Below are 12,575 nucleotides of genomic sequence, written 5' to 3'. Positions count from 1 at the left end.
TCCCGCCTTACTCCGCCGGCACGGCGACCACGACCTTCGCCGGCCGCAGCTCCACGTCGCCCAGGCGATAGCCCACCTCGACCACCTCGAGGATGGTCGACTCGGTCGTGCCCGGCACGGGCTGCTGGAACACGGCCTCGTGCTGCTGCGGGTCGAACACGTCGCCCGCCGCGCCGTAGGTCATCAGTCCCATGCGCTCCGCCACGCCGCGCATCTTCTCGGCCACGAGCGCGAACGCGCTGCCCTCCTCGAGGTCGCCGTGCTTGGCGGCGCGGTCGAGGTCGTCGAGCACGGGGAGCAGACTCTTGGCGACCCAGCCCTTGGCCCGGTCGATCTCGAGCTGGCGCTGCTCCTCGGTGCGGCGACGGTAGTTGGCGTACTCCGCCTGCAGGCGCTTGAGGTCGTGCTGCAGCTGCGTCTCGTAGTCGCTGCGCTCGGCCTCGGCCGCCTCGTCGGTCTGCTCGGCGCCGAGGATGTCGTCCACCGTCAGCGACTCGTCTCCCTCGGCAGGCTCGCCCGTCGGGGCGCCCTGGTCCGCAGGGGCACCCTCGGCGCTCTGGTCCGCCTGCGCGTCGGGGCCGGAAGCGCTCGCCTCCGGCCCCTCGGCGCCAGGCTGGACCTCGTCGTTCTCGTCGAAGTCCTTGTCCGCCATGGTTACTTCTTCTCGTCCTCGTCGTCGACGACCTCGGCGTCGATGACGTCCTCGTCCGACTCGCCGCCGGCCTGCTCGCCGGCGGGCGCGCCCTCCGAGGACGCCGCGGCGGCATCCGCCTGCGACTGCGCGTAGATCGCCTCGCCCAGCTTGGCCTGGCTCTCATTCAGCTTGTCGAACGCCGTCTTCACGGCGTCGTCGTCCTCGCCGGCGAGCGCCGTCTTGAGCGCGTCGACGTCGGCCTGCACCGAGTCCTTCACGTCGGCCGGCAGCTTGTCCTCGTTCTCCTTGATGAGCTTCTCGATGGAGTACGACAGCGTCTCGGCCTGGTTGCGGACCTCGGCGGCCTCGCGGCGCTTCTTGTCCTCGGCCGCGTGCTCCTCGGCCTCGCGCACCATGCGCTCGATGTCCTCCTTGGGCAGCGACGAGCCGCCCGTGATGGTCATCGACTGCTCCTTGCCGGTGCCCTTGTCCTTCGCCGAGACGTGCACGATGCCGTTCGCGTCGATGTCGAAGGTGACCTCGATCTGCGGCACGCCGCGCGGGGCCGGTGCGATGCCGGTGAGCTCGAAGGTGCCCAGCGGCTTGTTGTCGCGGGTGAACTCGCGCTCGCCCTGGAAGACCTGGATCGCCACGGACGGCTGGTTGTCGTCGGCCGTGGTGAAGGTCTCGCTGCGCTTGGTCGGGATGGCGGTGTTGCGCTCGATGAGCTTGGTCATGATGCCGCCCTTGGTCTCGATGCCGAGCGACAGCGGGGTCACGTCGATGAGCAGCACGTCCTTGCGCTCACCCTTGAGGACACCGGCCTGCAGGGCCGCGCCGACGGCGACGACCTCGTCCGGGTTCACGCTCTTGTTGGGCTCCTTGCCGGTCTCGCGCTTGACGAGCTCGCTGACCGCGGGCATGCGGGTCGAGCCGCCGACGAGCACGACGTGGGCGATGTCCGACACCTTGATGCCGGCCTCGCGGATGACGTCGTCGAACGGCTTCTTCGTGCGCTCGAGGAGGTCCTTCGTGAGATCCTCGAACTTCGCACGCGTGATCGTCTCCGACAGCGAGACGGGGCCGTTCTCGGTGAGCGAGAGGTAGGGCAGGTTGATGCTCGTCGAGGTCGAGCTCGAGAGCTCCTTCTTCGCCTGCTCCGCGGCCTCCTTGAGGCGCTGCAGCGCGATCTTGTCGCCCGAGACGTCGACGCCGGTCGAGTCCTTGAACTGCTTGATCAGGAAGTCGACGATGCGCTGGTCCCAGTCGTCGCCACCGAGGCGGTTGTCACCGGCCGTGGCGCGCACCTGGATGGTCGAGAAGTCGTCGTCCTTGCCCACCTCGAGCAGCGAGACGTCGAAGGTACCGCCACCGAGGTCGAAGACGAGGATGAGCTCGTCCTCCTTGCCCTTGTCGAGGCCGTAGGCCAGGGCGGCGGCGGTGGGCTCGTTGATGATGCGGAGCACGTTGAGGCCCGCGATCTCGCCGGCCTCCTTCGTGGCCTGGCGCTCGGCGTCGTTGAAGTACGCGGGAACGGTGATGACGGCATCCGTCACCGTGTCGCCCAGGTACTGCTCGGCGTCGCGCTTGAGCTTCATGAGGATGCGCGCGCTGATCTCCTGCGGCGTGTACGCCTTGCCGTCGATCGCCTGCGTCTTCCAGTCGGTGCCCATGTGGCGCTTGACCGACGCGATGGTGCGGTCGACGTTGGTGACGGCCTGGCGCTTGGCGGTCTCGCCGACCAGCACCTCGCCGTCCTTCGTGAACGCGACCACCGAGGGGGTGGTGCGGAAGCCCTCGGCGTTGGCGATGACCTTCGGCTCGCCACCCTCGAGGACCGCGACGACCGAGTTGGTCGTTCCGAGGTCGATGCCCACAGCGCGTGCCATGTTGTCTCCTTTGTGTTGCCGCCTTGAGGAAGTCCTCGCACGGATCTGAGTCGTGCTGACTCAAGGATAGATCGGCGCCACGAGGGGCGTCAAATGAAGTTGATATGAATCAGCTCAACTTTTGCGAGCAGGCAGGATGGGACGGTGACGTCGATCCTCCATCCGCCCGTCGGCACCGCGCTCCGGATCGTCGCGGCGCTGCAGGAGCGGGGCCTGCCGGTCGCGGTCGGCGGATCCGCACTGCTGGCCTCGCTGGGCCTCGTGGATCGCGTGCGCGACTGGGACATCACGTGCGAGGGCGACGCGGACGAGGTGGCGGCCGCCCTCGGCGCGCTCGGGCTCGCGTGGTCGGCGCCGGCGAGCGCGGGCCGCCCATTCGCCACGCGCGCCCGCTTCGTCGTCGACGCGGGCGACCACGAGCTCGACGTGCTCGTGGGCTTCGCGGCGTGGGACGGCGACACACTCGTCCCCTTCCCCGTGCGCCGGACCGGCGAATGGCTGGGCCTGCCCATCGCCGACCCGCAGGTGTGGGCGCAGGCGTACCGCCTCATCGGCCGCCCCGAGCGCGCGGCGCTGCTGGCCGGGCCATCCTCCGCCGAACCCGCACCCGCTCCACCAACCCGCGCGCGATCCGGCGCGGGCTCGGCGAACGAGGGCGGGTTCGCGGGCTGACCCCCGGGGGTCACGCGGCGCTAGGGTGAGCGCCATGCGCACGGCACCAACCGTTCACCTGACGTCCCTACGGTCGCTCGCATGAGCGACCCGACAACGCGCCCCGACGACCTGCCCGCCACCGCCGACAGCGGCGCGATCGGCGTGATGGGCCTCGACCTGCGCGAGGGCAAGACGGCTCCGAAGAGGCAGATCTACTCGTGGGCGCTGTGGGACTGGGCGACGCAGCCCTTCAACACCGTCGTGCTCACGTTCATCTTCGCGTCGATGTATCTGACCACCGACGTGTTCCTGCCCGCCGACGTCCAGGCGCTGGCCGAGAACGATCCTGTCCGCGAGCGCGCGGTCGACGGCCTCGCATCGGGCTTCGGTCTCGCCGGCACGATCGCCGGCCTGCTCATCCTCGCGATCGCGCCGGTGCTCGGCCAGCGCGCCGACGCGGCCGGGCGGCAGAAGCTGTGGCTCGGGATCGGCACGGGCGCCCTCGTGGCCTGCATGCTCGGCCTCTGGTTCGTCGAGCCGACGCCGACCCTGTTCTGGCTCGGGGTGGCGCTCATCGCCGCCGGGCAGGTGTTCGGCGAGATCGCGGCCGTGAGCTCCAACGCCATGCTCATCGGCATCGCGAACCAGAAGACGATCGGCCGCGTCTCGGGCCTGGGCTGGGGCTTCGGCTACCTCGGCGGCATCGTCGCGCTCGTGCTCGTCATCGTCTTCTACATGTCCGACTGGTTCGGACTGCCGGAGGACACGGGTCTGCCGTTCCGGATCATCGCCGTCGGCTGCGCCGTGTGGGCCATCGTCTTCTCGATCCCGATCTTCCGCAACGTGCCGGAGCCGTCGCTCGGCCGCCCCGAGCGCAAGGTCGGGTTCTTCGCGTCGTACCGACTGCTGGTGCAGGACATCGTGGCACTGTTCAAGAGCCCGGAGACGCGCCACACAGGATGGTTCCTGCTCTCCAGCGCCGTCTTCCGCGACGGCCTGGGCGGCGTCTTCGCCTTCGGCGCGATCATCGGGCAGGTCGTGTTCGGCTTCGAGTTCCTGCAGATGGTGATCTTCGGCGTCGCCGCCAACCTCATCGCCGGCGTCTCGACGATCCTCGCCGGCCCGCTCGACGACCGCTTCGGCGCCAAGCGCGTCATCATCGCGGCGCTCGGATCCATGACGGTCGCGGGCCTGGCGGTGTTCTTCCTCGTGGATCTGGGGCCGGTGGTGTTCTGGATCGGCGGCCTCGTGCTGTGCGCGTTCGTCGGACCGGCGCAGGCCGCGTCCCGCTCGTTCCTCGCGCGCGTGACGCCCGCGGGGCGCGAGGGCGAGATCTTCGGCCTCTACGCGACGACGGGCCGCGCCTCGAGCTGGATGGCCGCGGGCGCGTGGACGATCGTCGTCGCCGCCTTCGGATCGACCTACGGCATCCTCGCGATCGTCGGCGTCATCCTCGTCGGCCTGCTGCTGCTCCTGCCGGTCAAGCAGCTGCGCTGACCCGGGCCCTTCTTCCCGCGAGACAGCATTCGCGCGCCGAGACAGCGTCCTCACGCCGCTGTCTCGGCGCGCAGCTGCTGTCTCGCTGAACCGGGGCGCGCCGGATCAGCGGCCGGGGCGGGGCCAGGCGTCGGCGAGCCGGGTGAGCAGGTCGGCGAGCTGGGCGCGCTCCGCCGGGGTGAAGCCCCCGAGGGCCTGCTGCACGGCGTCGGCGCGGGCACCGCGGGCCTCGGCGACGGCGTGCGCACCGTGCTCGGTGAGGGCGATGAGGGTGCGGCGCGCGTCGCGCGGATCGGCCTCGCGGCGAGCCAGGCCCAGGTGCACGGCGGTCTGGATGACGCGGCTCGCGCGCGGCTGATCGATGTGCAGCCGGTCGGCCAGGTCGCCGACCGAGAGCGGCGTGCCCGCGTCCGAGAGCACCTCGAGCATGCGCACGCGGGTGGCCGAGCGGCCGAGGCCCCCGGGACCCTCGGGGCGCGTGCCGCGGCGGCGGGCGAGCTCCTCGCGCATGTCGCCCAGGTCGTCGGGCGTCACGGCGCCCCACGACATCGGGCCGCGCCGGCGCCCGTGCCCGTGCGGCCCGTGCGACGCACCGTCGGGGCCGGGGCGGCCGGCGACGGGACGCAGCCCACGCAGGCGCGCGAGCGCGGCGGCGATCTGGTCAGCGGGATCGGGCGCAGTCACGTCTCCACGATACATGCCACTTGACATGCACTTGAGACGCATGTCATAGTGCATGCATATGCCACGTGACATGAAACTCCCAACCCGATCCCGGAAGGATCTGCCATGAGCACCCACGACACGCACACCCCCGACCACCCCGACCGTCCGCTGGCCTTCTGGCTCAAGGCGGTCGATCGCCTCGTCTCGCGCGAGATCGACGCCGCCTTCGCCGACGAGCCCATCGACCGCCGGCACTGGCGCATCCTGAACCGCATCGACGGATCGGCGCGCGTTCCGGCGATCGACGACCACCCCGAGCTCTTCGCGCACCTGGCGGGGCTGGGCTGGATCGCCCTCGACGACGGCGGCTGGTCCCTCACCGGGGCCGGCCGAGCCGCCAAAGAGCACCTCGCCGAGAAGGTCGCCGCCGTCCGCGCCCGCGTCGCCGGCGCGGCGCCGGCCGAGGACCTCGACACGACCCTGCGCACGCTCGAGGCCATCGCCCGCGAGCTCGGCTGGAGCGAGGAGGACGGGATGCCCGAGCGCCCGCATCGCCACCACCGCGAGCACGAGCACGACCACCGCCACGACCAGGGCCACGGCCACGGCGGCCGGCGCCCGCACCCGCGCTGGGGCCGCCACCTCGGCGCACCCGACGCGCCCGACGCACCGGAGCACCCCCTTTCGGCGCGGACGGATGATGGCGCACCGCGCCTTCGAGCGCGGCTTCCTCGCCGGCTTCGACCGCGGCCGCGCCGCCTGACGCGCGAGCCCGCACCGCCGGCGATGCCCCGGACCCTCCCGGCCCGGGGCATCGCCGTACGCTGGATCGGTGAGCTTCGCGCGCGCCTGCCCCTGCGGATCCGGCGATCCCTACCCGTCCTGCTGCGGGGCGCTGCACACCGGGGCGCGGCATGCGCAGACGCCCGGGCAGCTCATGCGCTCGCGGTACAGCGCCTTCGCCGTGGGTGACGCCGACTACCTGCTGCGCACGTGGCACCCGCGCACGCGCCCGGCCGCGCTCGACCTCGACGACGGCACGGAATGGACGGGGCTCGAGGTCCACGAAGCCGCGGGCGACGAGGTGCTCTTCACCGCCCGCTATCGCACACCGCACGGCACGGGCGCGATGACCGAGCGCAGCCGCTTCGCGCAGCGCGGCGGGCGCTGGGTCTACGTCGACGGCGACACCGCCTGACGCTCGACCCCCGCGCCGCCAAACCGCGCCACCCGATCCGCGCGGGAGTAGCCTCGAAGCAGGCCGACCAGGGGGGGTTCCGCATGACCACCGTCGCAGAGAACATCGTCGCCAGCCTCCGCGCCAACGGCGTGGAGCGCGTGTACGGCATCCCGGGCGATTCGCTCAACGGATTCACCGACGCGCTGCGCCGGGACGGCACGATCCGGTGGATGCATGTGCGCCACGAGGAGTCAGCGGCCTTCGCCGCCGCCGCCGACGCGGCGCTGACGGGCGAACTGGCCGTCGTGGCCGGATCGTGCGGGCCCGGCAACCTGCACCTCATCAACGGTCTCTTCGACGCCCACCGCTCGCGCGTGCCGGTGCTCGCGATCGCGGCGCACATCCCGACGTCCGAGATCGGCACGAACTACTTCCAGGAGACGCACCCGCAGGAGCTGTTCCGCGAGTGCAGCTCGTACGTGGAGTACGTGGCCGACCCCGCCCAGATGCCGCGCGTGCTCGAGATCGCGATGCGCACGGCCGTCGAGGAGCAGGGCGTCGCCGTCGTCGTGATCCCCGGCGACGTCGCCCTCGCCGACGCCGTGTCGAACCGCACCTCCGTCATCCGGCGCGCGAACCCCACCGTCGTCCCGAGCGACGCCGAACTCGATCGGGCCGCCGAGCTGCTGAACGCCGCCAAGCGCGTCACGATCCTCGCCGGCGCCGGCGCGGCGGGCAGCCACGACGAGGTCATCGCGCTCGCCGATCGCCTGAACGCGCCGATCGTGCACGCCCTGCGCGGCAAGGAGCACATCGAGTACGACAACCCCTTCGACGTGGGCATGACGGGCCTGCTCGGCTTCGCCTCGGGCTACCGCGCCATGGACGCCTCCGACGCCGTGCTCATGCTCGGCACCGACTTCCCGTACCCGCAGTTCTATCCGGATCACGCCAAGACGATCCAGGTCGACATCCGCGGCTCGCAGCTGGGCAGGCGCCACCCGCTCGATCTCGGGCTCGTGGGCGATGTCGGCGCGACCGCCGCCGCGCTCGTGCCGCGCCTGGCCGAGGGCCGCGATCGCTCGCACCTCGACGACGCGCGCGACCACTACCTGCGCACGCGGGCCAAGCTCGACGAGCTGGCCGTGCCGCGGCGCGGATCGGAGCCGATCCACCCGCAGTACCTCACGCGGCTGATCGACGAGGCCGCCGCGGACGACGCCGTCTTCACCGCCGATGTGGGATCGCCCACCGTGTGGGCGGCCCGCTACCTCACGATGAACGGCCGGCGCCGCCTCATCGGATCGTTCAGCCACGGCTCGATGGCCAACGCGCTCATGCATGGCATCGGCGCACAGACGGCGGCGCCCGGCCGCCAGGTGGTCGCGCTCGCGGGCGACGGCGGGCTCGCGATGATGCTGGGCGAGCTCATCACGCTCACGCAGAACGAGCTGCCGGTGAAGACCGTCGTCTACAACAACGCCTCGCTCAACTTCGTCGAGCTCGAGATGAAGGCGGCCGGCTTCGTCACCTACGGCACAGGCCTGACCAACCCGAACTTCGCCGACGTGGCCGCGGCGCTCGGCATCCGAGGCATCCGCGTGGAGCGCTCGGACGAGCTGCCGGATGCCGTGGCCGAGTTCCTCGCCCACGACGGCCCCGCCGTGCTCGACGTCGTCACCGAGCGCCAGGAGCTGTCGATGCCGCCGAACGTCACGGCCAAGCAGGTGGGCGGCTTCGCCCTGTATGCGCTGCGCACCGTGATGTCGGGCCGCGGCGACGAGCTGCTCGACCTCGCGCGGGCGAACTGGCGCCAGCTGCTCTGACGCGCGTCAGTCGTGGGCGCCGAGCGAGACGTCGGTGCGGTGGAACGACTGGAACGAGCGCGACGCGGTGGGGCCGCGCTGCCCCTGGTAGCGGTTGCCGTAGGGGCCGGAGCCGTAGGGGTTCTCGGCGGGCGACGTGAGCCGGAAGAAGCACAGCTGCCCGATCTTCATGCCCGGCCACAGCTTGATCGGCAGCGTCGCGACGTTCGACAGCTCGAGCGTGACGTGACCGGAGAAGCCCGGATCGATGAAGCCCGCGGTCGAGTGCGTCAGCAGGCCCAGGCGGCCGAGCGAGGACTTGCCCTCCAGCCGCGCCGCGATGTCGTCGGGCAGCGTGACGGTCTCGAAGGTCGAGCCGAGCACGAACTCCCCCGGGTGCAGCACGAACGGCTCGTCCGCCGCGACCTCCACGAGGCGCGTGAGGTCGGGCTGGTCCTCGGCCGGATCGATGAACGGGTACTTGTGGTTGTCGAAGAGCCGGAAGAACCGGTCGATCCGCACATCCACGCTCGACGGCTGGACCATCGCGAGATCCAGCGGATCCAGCCCGATCCGGCCCGAGTCGAGTTCGGCCTTGATGTCGCGATCCGAGAGCAGCACGGCACCAGCCTAGACGGCGCGTCCGCGCGCGCCCGTTGACACATCCGGCGTGCGGCGTCAAGCGGGAGGCGCCGGGCGCCGCAAGCGCGTTACATCGGTCGTCGAGCGCCGATCGTTCGAGAGGAGACGCACATGTCGCAGGAGCAGAACCCGGCGAGCACCCCGGGAGCGAAGAAGACGCCGAGCACGGTGGACGCCGCGAAGGAGGCGGCCGCCGAGGTCGCCGGCGCCGCGAGCGCCGAGGCCGCCGCCGCGTCGGAGGACGCCGCGGCGAAGGCCGAGGAGGTCAAGGAGCAGGCGAGCGAGACCGCCGCCAAGGCCGAGGCGGGCATGAAGGACCAGGCCGCCACCGGCCAGCACAGGGTGGCCGAGGGCCTGCGCGCGGCCGGCGACAAGGTCGGCTCGCTCGCCGAGGGCGAGGGCGTCGTGAGCGGCGTGGCCGGCAAGGCGTCGCAGGGCCTGAAGCAGGCGTCGGAGTGGGTGTCGAACCGCGACCCCGACACGATGCTCACCCGGGCGAAGTCCTTCGCCCGCCGCAAGCCGTGGGTCGTCGCGGGCATCGGCGCCGCGGCCCTGCTCGTGCTGAACACGCTGCGCAAGGCGGTGTCGGGCAAGCGCTGATCGCCGCGAGGGCCGGCGCCTTCGCGGGCGCCGGCCCTCGGCGTGCGCCCTGCGACCGGCCGGGCGGACGCTGTTATGCTGGCTGACACGTGCTCCGGCGCGTGCGGGGCTGTAGTTCAATGGCAGAACTTCTGCTTCCCAAGCAGACAGCGCGGGTTCGATTCCCGTCAGCCCCTCCACTTCTCAGACGCGATGTCCGGCGGGTCACCTCCGCTGCCTCACTCGCAGCCGATGCCGTCGCCGTCTCGGTCGAGCTTGCGCGAGTAGCCGGGCTGGCCCTCGTAGATGGGCGCCGCCCCGGCCGCGCGCACGGCGTCGCAGTTGGCGTAGGAGACCTCGACCGGCGGGGCCGGTGCGGGCGGGGCGGGCTCCGGAGCCGGCGGGGCCGGCGCAGGCACGGGAGCCGGAGGAGCGGGCGCGGGGGCTGGAGGAGCCGGAGCAGGCTCGACGACGGGCTCGGGTGCCGGCGCCGGCGGCTGGGCCGCGTATGCCGACGTGAGCGCAGGCTCGTCCGGGCAGTCGGCGAGAACCCGCGCGATGGCGTCGTGTTCCGCCTGCGTCACCCACAGGCCGTACGTCGCCTTCACCGACACCTGGCGCGCGACGTAGGCGCAGCGGAACGCCCTGTTCTTCGGCAGCCAGGTCGCCGCGTCGCCGTCGCCCTTCTGGGCATTGGCCGCGCCGTCCACGGCGAGCAGGTTCAAGGGGTCGTTCGCGAACGACGCACGCTGATCCGGTGTCAGCTGCTGGGCGCCCTTCTGCCACGCGTCCGAGAGCGACACGACGTGGTCGATCTGCACCAGCGACGACGTGTCCTGCCCGCGGACGAACGCGATGGTCGAGCCGGTGAACGGATCGGCGAGCACGCCCGACATCACCTTGCACGGCCCCGACCGAACGACGTCCGCGAGGTCCCTCGCCAGAACGTCGTTGCGGGTGTCGCACCCGTTGCGGTCGACATCCAGCCAGCGCTGCCCGAACTGATCGCGGTCGAAACCGGTCTTCGGCGCGCGCCCCTTCACCTCGAGCGTCGCCAGCACCGCGAGGGCCGTCTGATCCGCGGTCGCCCCGGCGTCGGCGGGCGTCGAGGTCTCACCCTCGAACGCCACATCGGTGATCTCCTCGTCCACCGGCTCCGCCGTGACAGTCGGAGTCGGCGTCGGAAGCGGAGTGGGCGTGGAGGACGGCGGGGCGTCCTCGGCCGCCACCGGCTCCGGATCGCTCGGATAGATCGTCGTCGCGACCGTCCCCGTGACCACGAACATCGCCGCCGCGGCCGCGGTCACGGCCAGTGCCGCGCGCCGGGAGCGCAGCCGCAGCCACGTCGGCGTGCCCCTCACCAGCCCGACGATCGCGGTGATCATCACCGCGAGCGAGATGAGGGTGAACAGCGGCGACAGCACGATCCCGATCGCCACGCCGACGAGTCCGATGACGACCCACAGCCACACCGGCACGCGTCGGGTTCGCGTCTCGGGCTGCACCGCGGGCGGCGGCATCATCCCGACGGCAGGCGGCGGCGTGACCTCCTCGGTCCATCGGGCGCCATCCCAGAAGCGGCTCCGGTCAGGATCCTGCGGGTCCGGGTACCACCCGGCGGGAGGGTCGAACCCCATCGTCTTTCGCCTTTCGCGCCGATTGCCAGAAAGCCCTATCGGCGGCCCGCGCCAGGGCGTAAGGCGTATCCGCCCGCGCCCACCCCGCGCGGGAGTACCGTGGCGCGCATGGCGGACTTCAACCAGCGGATCATCGACGAGTTCCGGGCGAACGGCGGCAACGTCGCGACCATGGGATTCGGCAGGGGGCTCGTGCTGCTGCACCACATCGGCGCGAAGAGCGGCACGGAGCGCGTCGCGCCCCTCGCGGCGCGGCGGCACGCGCCGGACGTGTGGCACGTCGTCGGATCGAAGGGCGGGGCGCCCGAGCACCCGGCCTGGTACCACAACCTGCTCGCGCACCCCGATGTCGAGATCGAGACGCCCGACGAGGGCGTCGTGCCCGTGCGGGCGCGGGATCTGCCGCGCGAGAAGCGTGACGAGGCGTGGCGGCAGCTCACAGAGATGAACTCGGGCTTCGCCGAGTACGAGCGCCGCACCGACCGCGTCATCCCCGTCGTCGAGCTGCGCCGCCGCTGACGCGGTCGTCGGATCGCCCGCGCCCTCGCCGGAGCCCGGCGCGCTCGGATGACGCATCCGACCCTCGTGGCCACACCCGGCCCAGCGATCCGACGACTGGGCACCGGGATCCGACGGCCGAGCAGCACGCGGATCTGCCGGCAACCGCGAACCCGGCCGCGGATGGTAGCGATCACCCGGCCCGCGCGAAAGCGCATGGGCACCCGCGCGCCCGCGGCGTAGCGTCGGGCTCATGGCGGACAACGAGATCACGGCACTCGCCCTCAACTGCACCCTCAAGCCGTCGCCGGCGGAGTCGAGCACGCACGTCATGGCGCGCCAGCTGCTCGAGCGGCTCGCGGCGCACGGCATCGACGGGCACGAGCTGCGCCTCGTCGACCACGACATCGCGCCCGGTGTGCAGGCCGACATGGGCGAGGGCGACGCGTGGCCCGAGATCCGGCAGCAGGTGCTCGATGCCGACGTCCTCGTCTTCGTGACGCCGACGTGGCTCGGTCAGCACTCGAGCGTGGCGCAGCGGGCGCTCGAGCGGCTGGACGCCGAGCTGTCGGCGACGGACGAGCAGGGGCGGCCGATCCTGTGGGACAAGGTCGCGATCGCCGGCGTCGTGGGCAACGAGGACGGCGCCCACCACATCTCGGCGATCCTGTTCCAGGCGCTGGGCGACATCGGCTTCACGATCCCCGCCCAGGCGGCCGTGTACTGGAACGGCGAGGCGATGAGCACCACCGACTACAAGGACCTGCCCGAGACGCCGCCGTCGGTGGCCTCCACGATGGACGGCGCGGCCAGCAACGCCGCCCACCTCGCCCGCCTGCTGCGCTCCCGCGCGTACCCCGCAGCTTCCTGACCGGCCAGAGGCGAGGAGGATCG

The 12,575-nt window shown here is 71.9% G+C and carries 13 protein-coding genes and 1 tRNA gene; 9 read left to right on the top strand and 5 right to left on the bottom strand.

Annotated elements, in window-relative coordinates:
- Positions 1-7: 7 nt before the first annotated feature.
- Positions 8-652 (bottom strand): nucleotide exchange factor GrpE, encoded by a 645-nt coding sequence (locus tag ACYVJ0_RS02035; RefSeq protein WP_460815666.1) that lies wholly within the window; start codon positions 650-652, stop codon positions 8-10.
- 2 nt (positions 653-654) lie between these two features.
- Complete coding sequence (gene dnaK / locus ACYVJ0_RS02030) at positions 655-2,523, bottom strand: molecular chaperone DnaK (RefSeq protein ID WP_460815664.1); 1,869 nt, start codon at positions 2,521-2,523, stop codon at positions 655-657.
- Between the two features lie 144 nt (positions 2,524-2,667).
- On the opposite strand from dnaK, the gene ACYVJ0_RS02025 reads away from it, so the two are divergent.
- Positions 2,668-3,195 carry a hypothetical protein gene (locus tag ACYVJ0_RS02025; protein WP_460815663.1) on the top strand — a complete coding sequence of 176 codons (528 nt, stop codon included), beginning with the start codon at positions 2,668-2,670 and terminating at the stop codon, positions 3,193-3,195.
- An 81-nt stretch (positions 3,196-3,276) separates the two neighbouring features.
- Complete coding sequence (locus ACYVJ0_RS02020) at positions 3,277-4,674, top strand: MFS transporter (protein ID WP_460815661.1); 1,398 nt, start codon at positions 3,277-3,279, stop codon at positions 4,672-4,674.
- Positions 4,675-4,779: 105 nt separating this feature from the next.
- Here the strand turns inward: ACYVJ0_RS02020 and ACYVJ0_RS02015 are convergent, their stop codons facing one another.
- Positions 4,780-5,358, bottom strand: coding sequence for a MarR family winged helix-turn-helix transcriptional regulator (locus ACYVJ0_RS02015; protein WP_460815660.1), 579 nt, complete (start codon positions 5,356-5,358; stop codon positions 4,780-4,782).
- A 105-nt stretch (positions 5,359-5,463) separates the two neighbouring features.
- On the opposite strand from ACYVJ0_RS02015, the gene ACYVJ0_RS02010 reads away from it, so the two are divergent.
- The 3 genes from ACYVJ0_RS02010 to poxB all read left to right on the top strand — a co-directional run bounded on the left by ACYVJ0_RS02010 (position 5,464) and on the right by poxB (position 8,346).
- The gene (locus ACYVJ0_RS02010; RefSeq protein ID WP_460815658.1) at positions 5,464-6,312 is read left to right on the top strand and encodes a hypothetical protein; all 849 of its coding nucleotides are present in this window, start codon (positions 5,464-5,466) and stop codon (positions 6,310-6,312) included.
- Positions 6,305-6,538 (top strand): YchJ family protein, encoded by a 234-nt coding sequence (locus ACYVJ0_RS02005; protein ID WP_460815656.1) that lies wholly within the window; start codon positions 6,305-6,307, stop codon positions 6,536-6,538. The genes ACYVJ0_RS02010 and ACYVJ0_RS02005 overlap by 8 nt, the downstream gene beginning before the upstream one ends.
- Before the next feature lie 83 nt (positions 6,539-6,621).
- On the top strand, positions 6,622-8,346 hold the full coding sequence (poxB, locus tag ACYVJ0_RS02000) for a ubiquinone-dependent pyruvate dehydrogenase (protein ID WP_460815654.1): 1,725 nt from the start codon (positions 6,622-6,624) through the stop codon (positions 8,344-8,346).
- A 6-nt stretch (positions 8,347-8,352) separates the two neighbouring features.
- On the opposite strand, the gene dcd is transcribed toward poxB, so the two are convergent.
- Positions 8,353-8,946 carry a dCTP deaminase gene (gene dcd / locus ACYVJ0_RS01995; RefSeq protein WP_449853112.1) on the bottom strand — a complete coding sequence of 198 codons (594 nt, stop codon included), beginning with the start codon at positions 8,944-8,946 and terminating at the stop codon, positions 8,353-8,355.
- A gap of 132 nt (positions 8,947-9,078) precedes the next feature.
- Here dcd and ACYVJ0_RS01990 point away from each other — a divergent pair, with 132 nt between their 5' ends.
- Both ACYVJ0_RS01990 and ACYVJ0_RS01985 read left to right on the top strand, forming a co-directional pair.
- On the top strand, positions 9,079-9,567 hold the full coding sequence (locus ACYVJ0_RS01990) for a hypothetical protein (protein ID WP_460815652.1): 489 nt from the start codon (positions 9,079-9,081) through the stop codon (positions 9,565-9,567).
- A 105-nt stretch (positions 9,568-9,672) separates the two neighbouring features.
- A tRNA-Gly gene (locus ACYVJ0_RS01985) sits at positions 9,673-9,746 on the top strand.
- A 39-nt stretch (positions 9,747-9,785) separates the two neighbouring features.
- Here the strand turns inward: ACYVJ0_RS01985 and ACYVJ0_RS01980 are convergent.
- Positions 9,786-11,183, bottom strand: coding sequence for a GmrSD restriction endonuclease domain-containing protein (locus tag ACYVJ0_RS01980; protein WP_460815650.1), 1,398 nt, complete (start codon positions 11,181-11,183; stop codon positions 9,786-9,788).
- 108 nt (positions 11,184-11,291) lie between these two features.
- Here ACYVJ0_RS01980 and ACYVJ0_RS01975 point away from each other — a divergent pair, with 108 nt between their 5' ends.
- Both ACYVJ0_RS01975 and ACYVJ0_RS01970 read left to right on the top strand, forming a co-directional pair.
- Positions 11,292-11,702, top strand: coding sequence for a nitroreductase/quinone reductase family protein (locus ACYVJ0_RS01975; protein WP_460815649.1), 411 nt, complete (start codon positions 11,292-11,294; stop codon positions 11,700-11,702).
- 232 nt (positions 11,703-11,934) lie between these two features.
- On the top strand, positions 11,935-12,552 hold the full coding sequence (locus ACYVJ0_RS01970; protein WP_460815648.1) for a flavodoxin family protein: 618 nt from the start codon (positions 11,935-11,937) through the stop codon (positions 12,550-12,552).
- Positions 12,553-12,575: the final 23 nt, after the last annotated feature.

The organism is Microbacterium petrolearium, from assembly GCF_054782875.1.
The sequence above is the reverse complement of the archived record's forward strand: the minus strand, read 5'-3'. Positions and strand labels throughout refer to the sequence as shown.